Genomic DNA, 18,603 nt, shown 5'->3' on the forward strand with positions numbered 1-18,603 from the left:
CAGAGGGAGGCCCCCGACCACGCACCGGACGCGGCGAGGCGGGCGACGCGCGGCGGTTCCCGGGCGGCCCGGCTCCCCCTCCGTGCTGTTCGGAGTGCGGTTCGGGGTGCGGCTCGGGGTGCGGTTCGGGCACGGTTCCCCGGCCCCGGTAGCCTGCTGGCCATGCACCTCACGTTCCTCCCGACGGCCCCGCAGATCCTCGGCACGCTCGACGGCTCGGCACCGTCGAGCCTCGTCGCCGCGACCGATCCCCCGGCGGTGCCCGCCCTCGACGACGGCGCGGAGGCGTGGTGGCACTGGTTCCTCGGCGTGCCGCTGCGCGTGGTGCTGATCGTCGTGGTCAGCCTGGTCGTGCTCGTCGTGCTGCGCAGCGCGATCCGTCACGTCGCGGAGAAGATCGCGGCGGACGACCCGCCCGCGGCGCGCGGCCTCATGCGTGCCAACCCGCTCGCGGGCGCGCGTCGCGCCCAGCGCGCCCGGACCATCGGCTCGGTGCTGCGCTCGAGCGCGAACATCCTCGTGATCTCGATCATGCTGCTGCTCGTGCTGGACGCTCTCGGCATGAACATCGCGCCGTTCATCGCGTCGGCCGGGATCGTGGGCGTCGCGCTCGGCTTCGGCGCGCAGAGCCTCGTCAAGGACTTCTTGTCCGGCATCTTCATGCTGCTCGAGGACCAGTACGGCGTGGGCGACACGGTCGACCTGGGCGACGTCACGGGCACGGTCGAGGAGGTCCAGCTGCGCGTGACCAAGGTGCGCGACATCGAGGGCACGCTGTGGTTCGTGCGCAACGGGGAGATCCTGCGCACGGGCAACATGTCGCAGGAGTGGAGCCGCACGCTCGTCGAGATCCCGGTGCCGCTGACCGCGGACGTCGAGCAGGTGCGCGGCCTGCTCACGGGTGCGGCCGCGCGCGTCACGGCCGACCCGGTGCTCGGTGCATACGTGCTCGAGGACCCGGAGGTCACGGGCATCGAGTCGATCGCCGCGGGCCGGCTCACGTTCCGGGTGCGCATCAAGACGCAGCCGTCGATGCAGTGGGAGGTCGCCCGGGCGCTGCGGGTCGCGATCCGGGACGACTTCGCGGCGGCGGACGTCGCGCTCGCCGTCTGGTAGGGCGCGCGGTCCGCGGGACGTCAGGTCCAGCGGAGCACGGCCTCCCCGGCCTCGACCTCGCTGCCCGTCGGGACCGCGAGCGCGACGAGCGCCGGGTCCCCCTGCAGGGCGACCACGGGGCAGGCGCCGCCCGCGGACGCCGCGTCGGGCGTCCAGGTGACCAGGTGCGCGCCCGCGTCGACGACCTCGCCGGGGTCGACGTGCGTCGAGAACGTGCCGTTGCCGGCCCCGCGCGGTCCGAGCCCGAGGTGCACCAGCACGGTGCGACCGTCCGCGGACTCGACCGCGAACGCGTGCGGCAGGAGGGACACGACCCGTCCTGCCACGGGGGCGAGCACGGACCGCGGCTCGGTGCCCGCCGGGGGCACCACCGCGACGCCAGGGCCCGCGATCTGTTGCGCGAAGACCGGGTCGGAGACCTCGGTCAGGGCGACCACCCTCCCGCCGACGGGCGCGACGAGGACGAGTGGCGGCCGCTGCTCCCCCTGCACGGCGCCGTCGTCAGCGGATGTCGTCGAGCTCGGAGGCGAGCGTGTCCGCCTCCGGTCCGACGATCACCTGGACGACGCGGCCCGAGCGCACGACACCGAACGCCCCGGTCGCCTTGAGGCCGGCCTCGTCCACGCGGGAGGGGTCGGCGACCTCGACACGCAGTCGCGTGATGCAGGGCTCGAGCTCGACGACGTTCGCCGTCCCGCCGAGTGCGTCGAGGATCTGCTGTGCCTTGCTCATGTGGTGGTGCTCCTGAACGGTGAGATGCCCGGGCCCGCGCCGTCGGACGGCGACGCCGTCCGACCAGGACCTCGGGGAGTTGACACCGACAGCCTAGTCTCTGGCGAAGGGTTCCGGCTCTGCGGCGCACGGGCACGACCCCTGCCGTGGGCCTGGCGGGCCGATGCGATGATGGTCCCGTGACCGAGCACCCCGCCACCCCGCCGTCCGGCCGCGCGCCACTTCCCGTGGCGGCCGGGCCCAGCCCGTCCCGCCCCGTCGCCGACGACTCGTTCTTCGCGCAGATCGGCGGGCACGAGACCTTCGTCGCGCTGGTCGACGCGTTCTACGCGGGCGTCGCGGACGACGAGGTGCTGCGTCCCATGTACCCCGAGCAGGACCTCGGCCCGGCCCGCGAGCGCCTCACGATGTTCCTCGAGCAGTACTGGGGCGGGCCGACGACGTACTCGCAGCGCCGCGGCCACCCGCGGTTGCGCATGCGGCACGCAGGCTTCAAGGTCAACCCCGACGCCCGGGACCGGTGGCTCGCGCACATGCGCGTCGCGGTCGACTCCCTCGGGCTGTCGCCGCTGCACGAGGCGACCCTCTGGGACTACCTCGAGCGCGCGGCCCACTCGCTGATCAACACGTTCGAGGAGTGAGAGTGACGACGACCGACCCGCGGTCCGCCCGGATCCCCGCCGACGAGCTCGCCGCCGACCCCCTGGGGTCCCTGCTGCGGGTGCTCGAGCTCGAGACGCTCCCGGAGGACGACGGGCGCGCGGACGGCGCGGACGTGCACTTCTCGGGCGGGTCGCTGCACCAGCCGAACAAGCGGATCTACGGCGGCCAGGTGCTCGCCCAGTCGCTCCTGGCCGCGGGGCGCACGGTGCCCGACGGCCGGCTGCCGCACTCGATGCACGGGTACTTCCTGCGCCCGGGCGACCTCGACGTCCCGGTCGAGCTCGCGGTCGAGCGGCTGCGCGACGGGCGTTCGTTCAGCGCGCGGCGCACGCACGCGATCCAGCACGGCAAGCCGATCCTGTCGATGATCGCGTCGTTCCAGGAGTCGCAGGAGGGCGTCGAGCACACCACGACCATGCCGGCGGCGCCCGACCCGGAGACGTTGCGCTCGGCGATCGACGAGCTCGGGAGCATCCCGGTCCCGGCCGCGCGCTCGCGCTCGCACGAGAGCGCGTTCGACCTGCGCCACGTCGAGGGGTCGCTCTACCTCGACGCGGGCCCGGAGCGCACGGACCAGCAGATGGTCTGGATGCGCGCCCGCGGACCGGTCGACGGCGACCAGCTGCTGCACCGCGCCCTGCTGGCGTTCGCGTGCGACCAGATCATGCTCGAGCCGGTCATGCGGCGCGTGGGCTCGTCGTGGGCGACCCCCGGGATCTCGATCGCGTCGCTCGACCACGCGATGTGGTGGCACCGGGACGTGCGCGTCGACGAGTGGCTGCTGTACGTGCAGTCCTCGCCGAGCGCGCAGGGCGGGCGCGGGCTGGGCGCCACGCGCGTGTTCGCGCAGGACGGCACGCTCGTGGCGAGCATCGCGCAGGAGGGCATGCTCCGCCTGCCCGTGTGACGTGCCCGACCCGGCCACGGGTCCGGGTGCGCTCGACGCGCGAGTGCGGGGGCGGCGTCCGACACTCGGGGCATGCCCCGACTGCGCCGCGTGTCCGTGACGTCGCCGGGGTACGCGCGCCGCCGCGCGGGGCGCGGCTGGGTGTACCTGGACGACGGCGTGCGGATCGACGACCCGGACGTGCTCGAACGCTGCCGCGCGCTCGCGATCCCGCCCGCGTGGCGCGACGTGTGGATCTGCCGGTACCCGCAGGGGCACGTGCAGGCGTTCGGGTACGACGACGCCGGGCGGGGCCAGTACGTCTACCACCCGCAGTGGGTCGAGCGGCGCTCGCGCCGCAAGTTCGACCACGTGCTCGACGTCGCCCGCGCCCTGCCCGCCGCCCGACGACGCGTCGCCCGCGACCTCGACGAGGACGGCATGGGCCGCGACCGCGTGCTCGCGCTCGCGTTCCGGCTGCTCGACACCGCGTACTTCCGGGCCGGCAGCGAGTCGTACGCGCGCGAGAATGCGAGCTACGGGCTCGCGACCGTGCGCAAGGAGCACGCGAGCGTGCGCGCCGACGGCACGGTCCGGTTCCGGTACCCCGCGAAGTCGGGCCAGGTGCGCGACGTCGTCGTCGACGACCCCCAGGTCGCCGCCGCCGTCACGACGCTGCGCCGGCGCCGTGGCGACGGGGACCTGCTCGTGTGGCACGACGAGGCCGAGGACCGCGCCGCGGGCCACGTGGTGTGGCACGACGTCACGAGCGGCGACGTCCAGGCCCACGTCAAGGAGCTGCTCGGCCCCGACGCGACGCCCAAGGACCTGCGCACGTGGCACGCGACCGTGCTCGCGGCGCAGGCGCTCGCGCAGGCGGGCGCTCCCCCGACCTCGGAGCGCGGGCGCCGCGCCGTGCTCGCGCAGGTGTACCGCGACGTGGCCGCCGAGCTCGGCAACACGCCCGCGGTCGCGCGGTCGTCGTACGTGGACCCGCGCCTGGTCGACGAGTGGACGCGCGGCGTCACGATCGCCCGCACCCGCTCGACCGCGCGCGCCGAGCGCGAGGTCCTGGAGCTGCTCGGGTGAGCCGTGCGACCACGAGCCGTGCATCCGGGCGGGCCCCCGCGAGCGAACACCCGTGCACCACGACCTGCACCACGATCTGCACCACACCGTCCAGGAGGTACGCATGACCGACGACGCACGCACGCTCGTGGCCGTGACCGGAGCGACCGGGTACGTGGGCGGACGCCTCGTGCCCGAGCTCCTCGACGCCGGGTTCGCGGTGCGCACCATCGGTCGCAACCCCGACCGCCTCGTGGCCCGACCCTGGTACGACGACGTGGAACGGGTCGAGGCCGACGCGAGCGACGCCGACCAGATCAGGTCGGCGCTCGACGGCGTCGAGGTCGCCTACTACCTGATCCACTCGCTCGGCACGGGCAAGAAGTTCGAGTCGCGCGACCGTCGGACCGCGCTCACGTTCGCGCAGGCGGCCCGCGAGGCCGGGGTGCGGCGCATCGTGTACCTCGGCGGCCTGTACCCCGCGGGCGAGGACCTGTCGCCGCACCTGGAGTCGCGCAAGGAGGTCGGCGACATCCTGCTCGCCTCGGGCGTGCCGACGACGGTGCTGCAGGCCGCCGTGATCCTGGGCTCCGGCTCGGCGTCGTTCGAGATGATGCGCTACCTGACCGAGCGGCTGCCCGCCATGACGACGCCGCGCTGGGTCGACAACCGGGTCCAGCCCATCGCCGTGCGCGACGTGCTCCGGTACCTCGTGGGCAGCGCCTCGATGCCGGACGACGTGTCGCGGGCCTTCGACGTCGGCGGACCGGACGTCCTGACGTACCGCGAGATGATGCAGGGCTACGCGGAGGTCGCGGGGCTCCCCCGGCGGTTCATCGTCAGCGTCCCGGTGCTCACGCCGCGCCTGTCGTCGCACTGGGTCGGGATCGTCACGCCCGTGCCCGCGAGCATCGCCCGGCCGCTGGTCGAGTCGCTCCAGCACGAGGTCGTGTGCGACGAGCACGATGTCGCGGCGTACGTGCCCGACCCGCCCGAGGGCCTGCTGGGGTTCCGGGCCGCGGTCGGGCTCGCCCTCGAACGCATCCACGACGGCGAGGTCGCCACCCGCTGGTCGTCGGCGTCGGTCCCCGGCGCCCCGAGCGAACCCCTGCCGAGCGACCCCGACTGGGCGGGCGGCTCGCTGTACGTCGACGAGCGCCGCACCGTGGTCGAGGCCCCCGCCGACGTGCTGTGGGACGTCGTGCAGGGCATCGGCGGAGCCTCCGGCTGGTACTCGTGGGGGCTCGCGTGGCGCGTGCGCGGCCTCATGGACCGGGTCGTGGGAGGCCCCGGGCTGCGGCGCGGACGGCGCGACGCCAAGAGCCTGCGCGTCGACGACGCCCTCGACTTCTGGCGCGTCGAGTCGATCGACCCCGGCCGGTCGCTGCTGCTGCGGGCCGAGATGCGCCTGCCCGGCCTCGCATGGCTCGAGCTGCGCGTCGACGACGCCGCCGAGGAGGTCACGAGCGACGCGGACACGGCCGCGGACGACGTGCCCGAGCCGAGCGACGCGGCCGGCCCGCGCCGCACCTACTTCGTGCTGCGTGCTCTCTTCTACCCGCACGGTCTCGCGGGGCAGGCGTACTGGCAGTCGGTCAAGCCGTTCCACGGCGTCGTGTTCGGCGGCATGCTGCGCAATATCAAGGAGACGGCCGAGAGCGCGGCCCACGTGCGACCATCGGCCCCGTGATCTGCATCCGTCCCGCCCTGCCCACCCACCCCGCGGCCTCCACCGCCCTGCGCTCCTACCTCGCCGACGTCGCGGGCCGCTGGTACGGGCGTCCCGCGACCGCCGACGAGGTCGACGCCGCGCTGCGCGACGACCCGAGCGACGAGCTCGCGCCGCCGACGGGCGCGTTCTGGCTCGCCGAGCTCGACGGGCGCGTGGTGGGGTGCATCGGAGTGGAGAGGGTCCGGGTCGAGCAGGTCCGGGTCGGGCACGTGCCGGACGAGGGCGCAGCGATGGGCACCGCCGGTGGCAAGACCGCCCTCGTGGGCGAGGTCAAGCGCGTCTGGGTCGACGCCTCGGCGCGCGGGCGCGGCGTGGGCGCGGCGCTGCTGACAACCGTCGAGCAGCATGCCCGCGAGCACGGGCTCACGACGCTCCGGCTCGACACGCGCGACGACCTCGTCGAGTCGCACCGCCTCTACGAGCGGCACGGGTTCGTGCGGGTGCCCGCGTTCAACGCCGGTCCGTACGCGCAGCGCTGGTACGCCAAGGAGCTGGATCCCGCCGGCACCTGAACGGTGCGCGCCTGGCTGCTGCGGGCCTGGCTACTGCGCGCCTGGCTGCTGCGGGCCTGGCTACTGCGGGCCTGGCTGCTGCGGGCCCCGGGCTGCTGCACACCCCGTCGACTCCCCGGCAGGCGTCAGCGCCGACGGAACGCGATCGGTTCCTCGACGAACGGCTCCCACGCTGCACGCTCGTCGGCGGTGAGGCGCCGCGGGGTTCCCGTCGCGGCGTCGACCACGACGATCGTGGTCGACGCGCGCGCGTAGGGCGCACCGCCCGACGTCGGGCCCGTGCGGTCGAACCGGTGCGCGCCGTCGTGCACCTCGTAGCAGACCTCGAGGCTCGCGCCACCGAGTCGGCCCACCCACATCTCGACGCGCACCGGGGTGCGCGTGAACCCGAGCGGGCGCAGGTACTCGATCTCCTGGCGCGCGACCAGCGTGTGCGAGGTCGCCTGCGGCCCCGTGTCGAGCACCGCGGTGGGCCACTCCTCGAGGTCGGGCTCCCCCGCGGCGTCGTGCCGCCAGAACACCGTGATCCGCGCGTCCTCCAGGAGGCGGAACATCTCGACGTTGTTGACGTGCTGGTAGGCGTCCAGGTCGGACCACCGCAGCGCGACGGGCACGTGCAACCTCATGGTTCTCCTTCGTCGATCGACCGCACCGACCCTACTCCCGGAGCCCGTGTTGCGGGCGCGTGACGACTGGTCCCCTCGTCGCCGGCCCGACTGGTGCTGTGCACCGGGGGGCGTGGACGGAAGACTCCCTGCCAACGGCGAGACGAGGAGCACCCATGTCGGAGATCATCTGGGCCAGCGCCCACGAGACCGCGGACCGCATCGCCCGCGGCGAGCTGACCGCGCGCGAGGTCACGGCCGCGCACCTCGAGCAGACGCGAGCGCTCGAGCCCACCCTGCGATCGTTCATCACGGTCGACGAGGACGTCGCCCTCCGCTCCGCCGAGCGGGCGGACGAGCGCGTCGCGGCGGGCGAGCCGCTCGGGCCCCTGCACGGCGTCCCGATCGGGATCAAGGACAACCTGTGGACGGCCGACCTGCCCACGACCGGGGGCTCGCGCGTGTACGCGGACTTCGTGCCTCCGTCGGACGGCCTTCCCGTCGCCCGCCTGCGCGCCGCCGGGGCGGTGATCTTCGGCAAGACGCACATGCCCGAGTTCGCGGCCTGGCCCCGGACGGTCGCGCACGTGCAGGGCGACAACTGCAACCCGTGGGACCCGACCCGCATCACCGGTGCGTCGAGCGGCGGGTCGGGCTCGGCGGTCGCCGCCGCACAGGTGCCCGTCGCTCTCGGGACCGACGGTGGCGGGTCGACGCGCCTCCCGGCCGCGCTCAACGGCGTGGTCGGGGTGCAGCCCAGCCGCGGCGTCGTCCCCGCGTGGGGGCAGGTCGGGTACGGAGCCTTCGGCGCCGTCGGACCCATGACCCGCAGCGTGCGCGACGCCGCCCGGATCCTGACCGTCATCTCCGGCCCGGACGAGCGCGACCCGTCGTCCGCCGGCGTCGCCCGCCAGGACTACGAGGCCGGGCTCGACGACGGCGTGGAGGGTGTCCGGCTCGTCTGGCTCGACGGCATGGGCGAGGTCGAGCCCGACCGCGCCGTCGGTGAGGTCGTGCGCGACGCCGTCGACGACCTCGAGGACGCGGGGTGCCGGGTCGTCGAGCGGCACGACTCGTTCGCCGGCCTCGAGGAGCACTTCGTGCCGCTCAACCTCGGCAACCACCGGTACGGCGGAGGCCGTCCCGGCGCGATGCAGGAGCCCGAGGTGCGTGCGGCGTTCGCCTCGGAGCAGCGCGACGAGCTCCTGACCCCGTACATCGTCGCCTCGATGGCGGGCTCGCCCCGGATCACGCCCGAGCAGTGGGAGCGGTCGACGACCTGGGTCGAGGACTGCCGTCGTCGGCTCGACGCGCTGTTCGAGGACCACGGGTTCGTCGTGTGCCCCACGGCCCCCTACGTCGCCCCGCCCGTCCCCGCGGACCCGTGGTCCATGCCGTTCGAGACGATGGGCGCGTACATCGCCAACACAGGACTCGTGAACCTGCTGCGCCTGACCGCGGTGAGCGTCCCGGCGGGCTTCGTCGACGGGCTGCCCGTCGGGCTGCAGATCATCGGCCCGCAGGGGTCCGAGGCGGGCGCCCTGCGGGTCGCGCGCGCCCTCGAGCTCGCCCGTCCCTGGGAGCACGTGCGGCCCCGGCTCGCGACGACCGCGCTCTCCGCGTCCGGCGCCCGCTGAGTCGGGTCACGTCGCGGCGATGAGCGCGGCCGTGCGGCAGCGCGCGAGCCGCGCGAGCTCGCCGTCGATCGGGAGCCGCACGAACTCGTCGCCCACGCGCCCGACAGCCTCGCGCAGGCGCCGCCGCGCCTGAGTGGCCCGGTGTCGCGCGCCGATGCTCGCGAGAGCACGCGAGACGAGCGCGAGCAGGATCCCGGCGACGAGTGCGCCGAGCGCGAGCGCCGTCGGGACCGGCAGGTCTCCCCAGCGCGGCACGGGCAGGTCGGGCAGCTGCAGGTAGCCCGCGACCGCGATCGCGCCGAGCCACGCGAGCCCGGCCGCACCGACGGCGAGCACGACCCACTGGAGCACGTTCACCACGCGCCACCACAGCGGGACCCGCGCCGCCCCCAAGCGCGTCGAGACCACGGCCTGGTCGAGCGCCCCCGGGACCTCGTCGGCGCTCGACGCCGCGTGCGCCGCGACGGCGTTCGCCCACGGCTCGGGCAGTCCCGCGCTGAGGGTCCGCACGCACTCGCGCACCGCGAGCCGCACGTCCGCGAGCGCCGACGCCGTGGGCGGGGGCATCGAGGACGCGACGAGGTCGGGCCTGTGCACGGCCTGCTCGTCGACCGTGCGCAGGCCGAGTCGCCGCAGCGGGTCGGGGCGCAGCCGGCCGACCCATCGGGTCAGCGGCCATCCGGTCGAGGCGCGCGCGTCGCGCACGGCCGACGCGCGCACCGCGTCGACCACGGTCCGCACGCCCGCGGCGGTCTCGAGGCCGTCGACGAGCCGGGCGCGCGCGGCCTTGCTCTCGCGGTCCCGGACCGGCTCGCCGCAGGCCGCGACGACCTCGTGCGCGACGGAGACGACGTCGGCGAGCAGTCGCGCGGTCGCGGCGGAGCGGCGCCGCGCGACGTCCGCGAGCAGGTCGCGCAGCTCGTCGACGCCCGCCCCCGTGCGGGCCGACGCCGTGACGACGCGCGCCTCGGTGAGGCCGTCCTCGCGCACGAGCCGGGCGAGGTCGTCGCGCACCGCACCGACCTCCGCCGGGTCGAGGCGGTCGACCTGGTTGAGCACCACGACGACGACCGCGTCGTGGCCGACGAGCGTGCGCAGGTAGCGCTCGTGCAGGGCCGCGTCGGCGTACTTCTGCGGGTCCACGACCCACACGAGCAGGTCGGCCCGTTCGACGAGGGCCTCGGCGCGCGTCCGGTGCTCGGTCACGACGGAGTCGTGGTCGGGCAGGTCGAGCAGCACGAGCCCGGGCGTCTCGACGAGCCCGGTGGGCTCGAGCGCGACCCGGTCGCGCACGTCGAGCCAGTCGAGCAGCGCGTCCGCACCCGGCCCCCAGACGGCGGCCCGCGCGGTGGCCGTGGTCGGACGACGCGTGCCGGGCGTGGCGACCTCGACCCCGGCGACGGCGTTGACGAGCGACGACTTGCCGGACCCGGTCGAGCCGGCCACCGCGACCACGGTGTGCTCGGCCGACAGTGCCGCGCGCGCGCGGGCCCGCTCCACGACCTCGCGCCCGCGGGCGACCAGCGCGTCCGGCAGGCGACCGTCGCCCGCGCCGAGCGCGGTCTCGAGCGCGCTCGTGCGCGAGGCGAGCCCCGGCCCGGCCATCAGGCGGTCCTGCCCGGTCGACGCCCCCGCAGCCGGGCCCACAGACCGGTGCGGGGGGCGGTCGACCCGGGTCCCTGCTCCCCGGTGGAGAACCGGTCCCTCGGTCCGCGGTCCCGCGACGCGGCGTCAGGCGACAAGGCGTCAGGCGACATGTCCGGCGGCACGGCGTCGGACGGCGCGGCGGGCAGTCCGCGCCGCGCGTCGGCCGGGCGCGTGGCGCGCTCGGCCCGCGCGGCGGCGTCGAGGTCGCGGGCCGCCGCCCGCACCGCACCGCCACCGGCGACCCCGGCGAGCGCGGCGTCCAGGAGCGCCTCATAGCGGCGGCGCTGCCCGTCGAGCAGGGCCTGGACCCGGTCGTCGAGGCGCTCGTGCGCCTGCCGCGCGAGACGACGCACCGCGTCGTCCCCGAAGACCGCCTCGAGGACCTTCTGCGCGGCGACGGCCGTGCCCCCCGCGACGCCGACCTCGATGCCGGTCAGCCCGCCCGTCGAGGCGAACACCACGACCATGAGGCTCACGCCGATCCCGTTGAGACCGAACGACACGGCCCGGGCCACCCCGCGGCGTCCGGCACCCTGCTCGCGCACGAGGTCGAGCACGTCGGACTGCCAGGCCCGGATCTCGGCCGCGACGCTCGTGCGCAGGTCGGACGGCGCACGCGCGAGCGTCGGGTCGTCGACGAGCGCGCGGCCCGCCGGATCGGCGCGCCACGTCGACCACGTGCGCTCCGCGGCGGACTCGCTCGCGTCGAGCAGGACGGCCTCGAGGCCGTGCGCGATCGCCTCCTGCACCTGCGGCGCGGACGTCGGCCGGCCGCGCAGGAACCCCACGACACGGTCGCGAGCGGCCCCGACGCGACGCTCGAGCGCCCGGAAGAACTCGCCCGTGCCCACGAAGTCCTGCCAGCGGGCCAGCACCTCGCCCCGCAGCATCGACCCGTCGCTCGTGGAGCGACGCACCTGCTCACGGGCCTGCGCGTACGCGGCGTCGAGGCTCGAGCGCAGCCGCTCGACCGCCTCCGCCTGGGCGTCCGCGGCGAGCGCGAGGTCCTCGACCTGACGCAGCACGTCGTCGACCGCACCGTCGCGCGTGGCGGCCACGACCGCGGCGCCCGCCCCGGGCTCGGTCGCGAGCTGGGCGAGCCAGTCCCGCAGCGGCGCGACCACCCGGGCCGGGAGGAGGCCCGCCTCGAGCGCGGACTCGGGGATGACGAACAGCGGGGCGTCCTCGAGTCCCTGCGCGGCCACGAGCGCTCGCAGGTCGGGGACGACCTCGCCAGTCCCGGCGTCGAGCCGGTCGAGCACGAGCGCGACCTGCGCGTCGCGTCCCGCGGCGCCCGCGAGCACGTCCCAGGGCACCGCGTCCGCGTAGCGGGCCGCGGTCGTCACGAACAGCCAGAGGTCCGCCGCGGCGAGGAGCTGGGCCGCCAGGGCGCGGTTCTCGTCCGCGACCGAGTCGACGTCGGGCGCGTCGAGCAGCGCGATCCCGGCCGGCAGCGCCACGGTCGCGACCAGCGTGAGCCCCCCGCCCGCCTGCGCCGCGGCCGTCGCGGCCGCAGGGTCCGGCAGCGCCGCAGGCACCGATGCCGGGGCGCCCGACGACGCACCTGCCGCGTCCCCGGTCCTGCCGTCCGTGCCGCCGGCGGTCCTGGCGACCACGCGCGCGAGCCCCGGCAGCACACGGTCACCCGTGAACCACGGGGCGTCCTGCGGGTGGTGCGCGAGCACCGGCGACCGGGTCGTGGGGCGCAGCACGCCCGGGGCGCTCACCCGCTCGCCGAGCAGCGAGTTCACGAGCGTCGACTTGCCTGCGCCGGTCGACCCGCCGACCACGACGAGCAGCGGCGCCGCCGCCGTGCGCAGGCGCGGCAGGAGGTAGTCGTCGACCTGCGCGAGCACACCGGCGCGGGTCGCGCGCGCGGCCTGCGCCCCCGGTGCGTCGAGGGGCAGCCGGACCGCCTCGACGCGCGCGCGCAGCACCTCGAGCGCACCCGAGACCGTGTCCAGACCGGTCGCGGCGTCGTCGGCGGGGCGCTCGGGGTCGGTCATGCGGACAGTCTGCCCGAGCGGGCCCTCCCCCACAGCGCGAGCGCGAAGTCCCTGAACGGCGACGAGCGGCCGACCCGTCGGGTCGGCCGCTCGTCGCGGTGCGCGGAAGGATCAGTCGCGCGTGAGCTTGCGGTACGTGATGCGGTGCGGGCGCGCCGCGTCGGCACCGAGGCGCTCGACCTTGTTCTCCTCGTACGAGGCGAAGTTGCCCTCGAACCAGTACCAGTTCGACGGGTTCTCCTCGGTGCCCTCGTAGGCGAGGATGTGCGTCGCGACCCGGTCGAGGAACCACCGGTCGTGCGAGACCACGACGGCGCAGCCCGGGAACTCGAGCAGCGCGTTCTCGAGCGAGCCGAGCGTCTCGGTGTCGAGGTCGTTCGTCGGCTCGTCGAGCAGCAACAGGTTGCCGCCCTGCTTGAGGGTGAGCGCGAGGTTCAGGCGGTTGCGCTCACCGCCCGAGAGCACGCCGGCCGGCTTCTGCTGGTCGGGGCCCTTGAACCCGAACGCGGCGACGTACGCGCGCGAGGGCATCTCGACGTTGCCGACCTTGATGAAGTCCAGGCCGTCCGAGACGACCTCGAACAGGGTCTTCTTCGGGTCGATGCCACCGCGCGACTGGTCGACGTACGAGACCTTGACCGTCTCGCCGACCTTCAGGTCGCCGCCGTCGAGCGGCTCGAGGCCCACGATGGTCTTGAACAGCGTTGTCTTGCCGACGCCGTTGGGGCCGATCACGCCGACGATGCCGTTGCGCGGGAGCGTGAACGACAGCCCGTCGATCAGCACGCGGCCGTCGAAGCCCTTCTGCAGGTTCTCGGCCTCCAGGACCACGCTGCCCAGGCGCGGGCCCGGCGGGATCTGGATCTCCTCGAAGTCGAGCTTCCTGGTGCGGTCCGCCTCGGCGGCCATCTCCTCGTAGCGGGCCAGACGCGCCTTCGACTTGGTCTGGCGGCCCTTGGCGTTCGAGCGCACCCACTCGAGCTCGTCCTTGAGACGCTTGGCGAGCTTCGCGTCCTTCTTGCCCTGGACCTCGAGGCGCTCGCGCTTCTTCTCCAGGTACGTCGAGTAGTTGCCCTCGTACGGGTACAGGCGACCGCGGTCGACCTCGCAGATCCACTCCGCGACGTGGTCGAGGAAGTACCGGTCGTGGGTCACGGCGAGGATCGCGCCGGGGTACGACGACAGGTGCTGCTCGAGCCACAGCACCGACTCGGCGTCGAGGTGGTTGGTCGGCTCGTCGAGCAGCAGCAGGTCGGGCTTCTCGAGCAGCAGCTTGCACAGCGCGACGCGGCGACGCTCACCACCCGAGAGCACGGTCACGTCGGCGTCCGGCGGCGGGCAGCGCAGCGCGTCCATGGCCTGCTCGAGCTGCGAGTCGAGGTCCCACGCGTCGGCCGCGTCGATGGCCTCCTGGAGCTCGCCCATCTCGGCCATGAGCGCGTCGAAGTCCGCGTCGGGCTCGGCCATGAGCGCCGAGATCTCGTTGAAGCGGTCAAGCTTGCCCTTGATCTCAGCGACGCCCTCCTCGACGTTGCCGAGGACCGTCTTCTCCTCGTTGAGCGGCGGCTCCTGCATGAGGATCCCGACGCTGTAGCCCGGCGACAGGCGCGCGTCACCGTTCGACGGCTGCTCGATGCCCGCCATGATCTTCAGGATCGTCGACTTCCCGGCACCGTTGGGGCCGACGACGCCGATCTTCGCGCCGGGCAGGAAGTTCAGGGTGACGTCGTCGAGGATGACCTTGTCACCGTGCGCCTTGCGCGCCTTGTACATGGAGTAGATGAACTCAGCCACTGGCTCTGTTCCACCGTTCGCTCGCTCGCGGATGCTGTCGGACGACGCGGGCCGCGGCCCCGCCGCGCAGGTGACGACTCGTCGTGCGCGGCGGCGCGTCCCGGCCGCCCGCTCCCCTGCGCGTCGACGCGAGCCTGCGAGGCAGGACCGTGACGTGGGGGCGCGGACGGCCGAGCGCCGTCGACCCCTGAGCCTACGCGGTCGCCGCCTCGAACGCTCCCAGCCCCGCGGCGTCGTCGGGCACGAGGACGCCGGACCGTGCGTCGTCCGCCAGGTCGGGAGCCTCGGCCAGGTCGGTGACGTCGGGCAGGTCGGGAGCGTCGTCCGCGCCCGTGCTCCCGCCCGGCCCGTCGTCGGCGGCCGGCGCCCCGTGGGTCGAACGTCCCGCGCGGGCGTCGCCGTCGTCGCGCCGCATCGTGTGCGCGAACTGCGCGGTGCCGCGCGCGAGGTCGGGGCCGACGGCGGTCGCCTCGACCACGAGGTCGGTGCGGGCGCCGTCCTCCCCGGTCCACTCGTCGACCGCGAACCGGCCCGTGACGACCACGGCGTCGCCCTTGCGCAGCGACGTCGCGACGTTGCGCGCCATGCTGCGCCAGGACTTGACCGTGAACCAGACGGTCCTGCCGTCGACCCACTCGTTGCGCGTGCGGTCGAGGTAGCGCCGCGTGCTCGCGATGCGGAAGCTCGTGAAGCTCGTGCCGTTCTGCGACGTGAACAGTCGCGGGGTCGTGCCGACGAATCCCGTGAGGGTCACCGTGACGTCCGACATGCGTCCTCCTGAGGTCAGGGGCCGGCCCGTGCCGACCCTCGCGCTCAGGCTCCGCGCTGACCGGTGCCCGTGTCCTGGGTGGTCGCGGGTTCTGTGGACAGCTCGTCGAGCTCGGCGGCTGTGGGCAACCGGATCGCCCCGGTCAGCGGTGCGACGCGCTCGGACTCGCGCGCCTTGGACGCGAGCTCGCGCACCGACCGGTACTCGCCGAGAACGCTCCGGGTGGGCGCGGCGAACGACTCCTCGACGACCGCGGCGACGATCTCGCGCCCCGTCTCGACCACGCCCCGGCGCCGACGACGCGCGAGCGTGCGGCGCACGCGCGCCGCGACCAGCCACAGCACCACGCCCAGCACCAGGGCGACGGCCGCGCCGATCGACGTCGCGTCGCGGACCGCGTCGGAGACCTCGACCACCCCGGCCCAGCACAGCCCCGCGAAGATCCCCGCGAGGACGCCCAGCACGACGAACGCCGTCCCCAGCCCGCGCAGCACGGGACCCGCCGCGGGCCCCGACGTGTCGAGCGGGACGCGGCCCAGACCCTGCGCGAGCCGGTCCCCCACGTCGGTCGTCGAGGCCACCTCGGCGCCGAGCGCGTCACGCCATCCCGGGCGCAGGCCCTTGCCCGCCCGGGCGAGCCAGCGCGAGCGGCTGAGCCCGACCGCGTCGCGCTGCGGGTACCCGAACTCGGGTCGCCCGTAGCCGTTGCGGACGGCGTCCGCGACCTGCGCCGCGACCGACTCGAGGCCGGTCGCCTGCACGAGCGCCTCGACCTCGTCGTCCACGGCGCTCTGCTCGTTCCACGGCGCCTCGGCGGGCGTCTGACCGAGCAGCAGGGCACCCGCGGTGTCGAGCTCGCCCGCGACCCGGCTCGCCGCGACGCTGCGCCGGGCGACGGCCTGCTCGAGCAGCTCGAGCAGACCCGGCACGCCCTCGGCCGTGACCGCGGAGACGGACGCGACGTACACGCCCGTCAGGCCGTCCTGCGCCAGGAGCCGCTCGAGGTCGGCGACGATGCGGGGGCGCTGCGACTCGGCGACCGTGTCGATCTGGTTGATCGCCACGACCATCGACGCCTCGTACCCGACCGACTTCGCGAGGTAGTCGGTGTGCAGCGAGTCGTCGGCGTACTTCTGCGGGTCGAGCACCCACACGAGCAGGTCGACGTAGGGCAGCACGCGGTCCACGACCTGGCGGTGCGCCGCCTGGATCGAGTCGTGGTCCGGCAGGTCGAGCAGCACGAGCCCGGACAGCGCGGCCTCGTCGGCCGCGTCGAGCTCGTCGCCGCGCGCGATGCGACGCTCGGGGATCACCTCGAGCCAGTCGAGCAGGGGACCCGCGTGCGGGCTCCAGGCGCAGGCGGTGATCTGCGCGGTCGTGGGTCGCTTGACGCCCACGTCCGCGAACTCGAGCCGCGAGAGCCGGTTGAACAGGCTCGACTTGCCCGACCCGGTGCCGCCCGCGAGCGCCACGACCGTGTGGTCCACGCCCAGCGCGAGGCGCTCGCGCACCCCGGCGATCGCCTGCCGCACGCGTGCCGCGACCTCCGGGTCGAGGCGTGCTCCGGCGAGGTCGAGCGCCTTCTCGAGGTCGTCGGTGCGACCCCTCAGGTCGCTGTCGTCCGTCATGCGAGCCTCCTCAGCTCTGCGAGGCGCACCGTCAGACCGGCCCCCGCGTCGTCGTCGAGGGCGGGGTCGGCGAGCGCGTCGCGCACGTCCTGAGCCTCCGCCTCGGCCATGGTCGCGGCGCGTGCCGCGAGGTCCTCACGCATCTCGTCGACCGCGCCCGACGCGACCGGCCCCAGGAGCCGGGTCGCGAACCGCGCGGCGTCACCGTTGCCGGCCCCGGCCGCCGCGAGCACGGTCGCGAGCCCCCGGGCGCCGGTCGCGCGCACCGCCGCCGTGGCGGCGGCACCGTCGAGACGTGCCACGACGTCGTCGGCGTGCGCGAGCCAGGCGTCGACCTGCGCGGACGCGAGCGCGTCGCGCGCGACGTCACGGCGCGGGTCACCCGGGTCGGGGGCGACCGACACGCCCGCGTGCGGCGCGTCGGGGGCGGTCAGCGCCCGGCGCAAGGCGTCCTCGGTGCTCGCGCCCGCCGCGGCGAGCGAGCGTCTCGCCGAGGCGACGAGCTCGGCCCGCACCTCGTCGAGAGCCGCCTCGCGCGAGCGTCCGCGCCGCCGGCTGCTGCGCGCGACGCCGTCCTTGACCTTGACGTTCTCGACCTTGGTCGACGCGACCGAGTGCGCCCAGACCGACGCCACGGGACCCTCGCCGAGCGAGCCCGAGCGCAGCGCCGCCCGGGCCGCGGACGTCGCCACCGGCACCGTGTCGTCGACCAGCGCACCGATCGCCCGCGCGGCCGCGCCCTGCGCGTCGACCGCGTCGGCGATGCCCGTGACCCATTCGGGCAGCGCGGCGAGCGAACCCTTGAGCGTGCGCACGATGACCGAGCGCGAGCGTTCCGACCCGCCGAGCATCGACAGCCAGCGCGTGATCGGGGTGACGTGCTCGGGCGCGAGCATGCCCTCGTGCGGGCCCATGTCGGGCACCACGAAGAGCGGCACGTTGTCCATGCCGTGGTCCTTGAGCCGCTGCAGCAGGTCCGCCCGGATCGTCACGAGGTTCTTGCGCGGCACGCGGTTGAGCACCAGGGCGACGCTCGCACCACGCTCGCGCGCACGGCCGAGGGCCTGCCACGGCAGTGCGTCGCCGTACCGGGCGGCGGTCGTCGCGAACAGCCAGAGGTCGGCCGCCTCGAGCAGCGACTCGGCGGTCGACCGGTTCTCGTCGAGCAGCGAGTCGAGGTCCGGGGCGTCGACGAACGCGATGCCGCGCGGCACCGCGTCGTGCGCGACCAGGCGCGCGTCCGCGGTCGCCGGGCCCGGCGCGAGGACGTCCTGGTCGAGCGGGTTGTACGCGAGCACCGGGCGCCGGGTCGTCGGGCGCAGCACGCCCGCCGTCGAGACCTCCTCGCCCAGGATCGAGTTGTACAGCGTCGACTTGCCCGCGCCCGTCGACCCGGCGAGCACCACGAGCGCGGGCGACGACAGCTCGCGCAGCCGCGGCAGGAGGTGCTCGTCGAGCTGGATCACGAGCCGGTCGCGCGCCGACGCGGCCTCGTCGGCACCGGCCACGTCGAGCGGGAACCGGACCTCGGCCACGGCACGACGCAGGTCGCGGGCGACGTCGTGCACCGTGACCCCGAGGTCGCCGGACGCCGCCGCGGCGTCGGCGTCGCCGCGCACCGCCGCACGGTCGCCCGTCTCGGGCCGCCGCGCGCGTCGCGTCGCACGCGGTGCGGCCGCAGCCCCGGGGGCGTCGGTCGTGGTCTCACCCGTCGAGGGGACGTCTTGGCTCGTCACGGACTCATCCTGTCTGTCCCGGCGGCTGACGCAAAAGATGCGCGCCGCGCACCCACCCGATCCGCAGGGTGG

Annotated in this window: 16 protein-coding genes; 7 read left to right on the top strand and 9 right to left on the bottom strand. The window is 75.0% G+C overall.

Annotated features, from left to right (window positions below):
- Positions 1 to 162 precede the first annotated feature (162 nt).
- Positions 163 to 1,116 carry a mechanosensitive ion channel family protein gene (locus tag CLV28_RS00220; protein ID WP_100421330.1) on the top strand — a complete coding sequence of 318 codons (954 nt, stop codon included), beginning with the start codon at positions 163 to 165 and terminating at the stop codon, positions 1,114 to 1,116.
- 20 nt (positions 1,117 to 1,136) lie between these two features.
- On the opposite strand, the gene CLV28_RS00225 is transcribed toward CLV28_RS00220, so the two are convergent.
- Both CLV28_RS00225 and CLV28_RS00230 read right to left on the bottom strand, forming a co-directional pair.
- Positions 1,137 to 1,607 carry a PTS sugar transporter subunit IIA gene (locus CLV28_RS00225; RefSeq protein WP_100421331.1) on the bottom strand — a complete coding sequence of 157 codons (471 nt, stop codon included), beginning with the start codon at positions 1,605 to 1,607 and terminating at the stop codon, positions 1,137 to 1,139.
- Positions 1,608 to 1,617: 10 nt separating this feature from the next.
- Positions 1,618 to 1,848 carry a PTS sugar transporter subunit IIB gene (locus tag CLV28_RS00230; protein WP_100421332.1) on the bottom strand — a complete coding sequence of 77 codons (231 nt, stop codon included), beginning with the start codon at positions 1,846 to 1,848 and terminating at the stop codon, positions 1,618 to 1,620.
- Between the two features lie 227 nt (positions 1,849 to 2,075).
- On the opposite strand from CLV28_RS00230, the gene CLV28_RS00235 reads away from it, so the two are divergent.
- The 5 genes from CLV28_RS00235 to CLV28_RS00255 all read left to right on the top strand — a co-directional run bounded on the left by CLV28_RS00235 (position 2,076) and on the right by CLV28_RS00255 (position 6,709).
- Positions 2,076 to 2,489 (top strand): globin, encoded by a 414-nt coding sequence (locus tag CLV28_RS00235; RefSeq protein WP_100421333.1) that lies wholly within the window; start codon positions 2,076 to 2,078, stop codon positions 2,487 to 2,489.
- A gap of 2 nt (positions 2,490 to 2,491) precedes the next feature.
- On the top strand, positions 2,492 to 3,418 hold the full coding sequence (locus CLV28_RS00240; RefSeq protein ID WP_239073350.1) for an acyl-CoA thioesterase: 927 nt from the start codon (positions 2,492 to 2,494) through the stop codon (positions 3,416 to 3,418).
- Positions 3,419 to 3,490: 72 nt separating this feature from the next.
- Positions 3,491 to 4,486 (top strand): DNA topoisomerase IB, encoded by a 996-nt coding sequence (locus CLV28_RS00245; protein WP_100421334.1) that lies wholly within the window; start codon positions 3,491 to 3,493, stop codon positions 4,484 to 4,486.
- A gap of 103 nt (positions 4,487 to 4,589) precedes the next feature.
- Positions 4,590 to 6,155 (top strand): SDR family oxidoreductase, encoded by a 1,566-nt coding sequence (locus tag CLV28_RS00250; RefSeq protein WP_100422277.1) that lies wholly within the window; start codon positions 4,590 to 4,592, stop codon positions 6,153 to 6,155.
- On the top strand, positions 6,152 to 6,709 hold the full coding sequence (locus CLV28_RS00255; protein ID WP_239073351.1) for a GNAT family N-acetyltransferase: 558 nt from the start codon (positions 6,152 to 6,154) through the stop codon (positions 6,707 to 6,709). Before CLV28_RS00250 ends, CLV28_RS00255 begins: the two co-directional genes overlap by 4 nt.
- A 125-nt stretch (positions 6,710 to 6,834) precedes the next feature.
- On the opposite strand, the gene CLV28_RS00260 is transcribed toward CLV28_RS00255, so the two are convergent.
- Positions 6,835 to 7,335 carry an acyl-CoA thioesterase gene (locus CLV28_RS00260; RefSeq protein ID WP_100421335.1) on the bottom strand — a complete coding sequence of 167 codons (501 nt, stop codon included), beginning with the start codon at positions 7,333 to 7,335 and terminating at the stop codon, positions 6,835 to 6,837.
- A gap of 155 nt (positions 7,336 to 7,490) precedes the next feature.
- Between CLV28_RS00260 and CLV28_RS00265 the strand changes: the two genes are divergently transcribed.
- On the top strand, positions 7,491 to 8,951 hold the full coding sequence (locus CLV28_RS00265; protein ID WP_100421336.1) for an amidase: 1,461 nt from the start codon (positions 7,491 to 7,493) through the stop codon (positions 8,949 to 8,951).
- Positions 8,952 to 8,957: 6 nt separating this feature from the next.
- Here the strand turns inward: CLV28_RS00265 and CLV28_RS00270 are convergent, their stop codons facing one another.
- The 6 genes from CLV28_RS00270 to CLV28_RS00295 all read right to left on the bottom strand — a co-directional run bounded on the left by CLV28_RS00270 (position 8,958) and on the right by CLV28_RS00295 (position 18,531).
- Entirely contained in the window at positions 8,958 to 10,556 is a 1,599-nt protein-coding gene (locus CLV28_RS00270) for a GTPase (protein WP_100422279.1), read from the bottom strand.
- Positions 10,556 to 12,604: a GTPase domain-containing protein gene (locus CLV28_RS00275; RefSeq protein WP_100422280.1), complete on the bottom strand. Its 2,049-nt coding sequence runs from the start codon at positions 12,602 to 12,604 to the stop codon at positions 10,556 to 10,558. Before CLV28_RS00275 ends, CLV28_RS00270 begins: the two co-directional genes overlap by 1 nt.
- 111 nt (positions 12,605 to 12,715) lie before the next feature.
- Complete coding sequence (gene ettA, locus CLV28_RS00280; protein ID WP_100421337.1) at positions 12,716 to 14,398, bottom strand: energy-dependent translational throttle protein EttA; 1,683 nt, start codon at positions 14,396 to 14,398, stop codon at positions 12,716 to 12,718.
- 193 nt (positions 14,399 to 14,591) lie between these two features.
- Positions 14,592 to 15,167, bottom strand: a complete 576-nt coding sequence (locus CLV28_RS00285; protein WP_100421338.1) for a single-stranded DNA-binding protein — start codon at positions 15,165 to 15,167, stop codon at positions 14,592 to 14,594.
- A 44-nt stretch (positions 15,168 to 15,211) separates the two neighbouring features.
- The gene (locus CLV28_RS00290) at positions 15,212 to 16,795 is read right to left on the bottom strand and encodes a GTPase (protein WP_100421339.1); all 1,584 of its coding nucleotides are present in this window, start codon (positions 16,793 to 16,795) and stop codon (positions 15,212 to 15,214) included.
- Complete coding sequence (locus tag CLV28_RS00295; protein WP_239073352.1) at positions 16,792 to 18,531, bottom strand: GTPase domain-containing protein; 1,740 nt, start codon at positions 18,529 to 18,531, stop codon at positions 16,792 to 16,794. Before CLV28_RS00295 ends, CLV28_RS00290 begins: the two co-directional genes overlap by 4 nt.
- Positions 18,532 to 18,603: the final 72 nt, after the last annotated feature.

It is taken from the genome of Sediminihabitans luteus, assembly GCF_002797595.1.
Classification (GTDB): domain Bacteria; phylum Actinomycetota; class Actinomycetes; order Actinomycetales; family Cellulomonadaceae; genus Paraoerskovia; species Paraoerskovia lutea.

Excerpts from the sequence above, each read along its gene's own strand:
- CLV28_RS00220 (WP_100421330.1), top strand. The coding sequence starts at position 163 with ATGCACCTCACGTTCCTCCCGACGGCCCCGCAGATCCTCGGCACGCTC.
- CLV28_RS00230 (WP_100421332.1), bottom strand. The coding sequence starts at position 1,848 with ATGAGCAAGGCACAGCAGATCCTCGACGCACTCGGCGGGACGGCGAAC.
- CLV28_RS00245 (WP_100421334.1), top strand. The coding sequence starts at position 3,491 with ATGCCCCGACTGCGCCGCGTGTCCGTGACGTCGCCGGGGTACGCGCGC.
- CLV28_RS00250 (WP_100422277.1), top strand. The coding sequence starts at position 4,590 with ATGACCGACGACGCACGCACGCTCGTGGCCGTGACCGGAGCGACCGGG.
- CLV28_RS00260 (WP_100421335.1), bottom strand. The coding sequence starts at position 7,335 with ATGAGGTTGCACGTGCCCGTCGCGCTGCGGTGGTCCGACCTGGACGCC.
- CLV28_RS00265 (WP_100421336.1), top strand. The coding sequence starts at position 7,491 with ATGTCGGAGATCATCTGGGCCAGCGCCCACGAGACCGCGGACCGCATC.
- CLV28_RS00270 (WP_100422279.1), bottom strand. The coding sequence starts at position 10,556 with ATGGCCGGGCCGGGGCTCGCCTCGCGCACGAGCGCGCTCGAGACCGCG.
- CLV28_RS00275 (WP_100422280.1), bottom strand. The coding sequence starts at position 12,604 with ATGACCGACCCCGAGCGCCCCGCCGACGACGCCGCGACCGGTCTGGAC.
- CLV28_RS00285 (WP_100421338.1), bottom strand. The coding sequence starts at position 15,167 with ATGTCGGACGTCACGGTGACCCTCACGGGATTCGTCGGCACGACCCCG.
- CLV28_RS00290 (WP_100421339.1), bottom strand. The coding sequence starts at position 16,795 with ATGACGGACGACAGCGACCTGAGGGGTCGCACCGACGACCTCGAGAAG.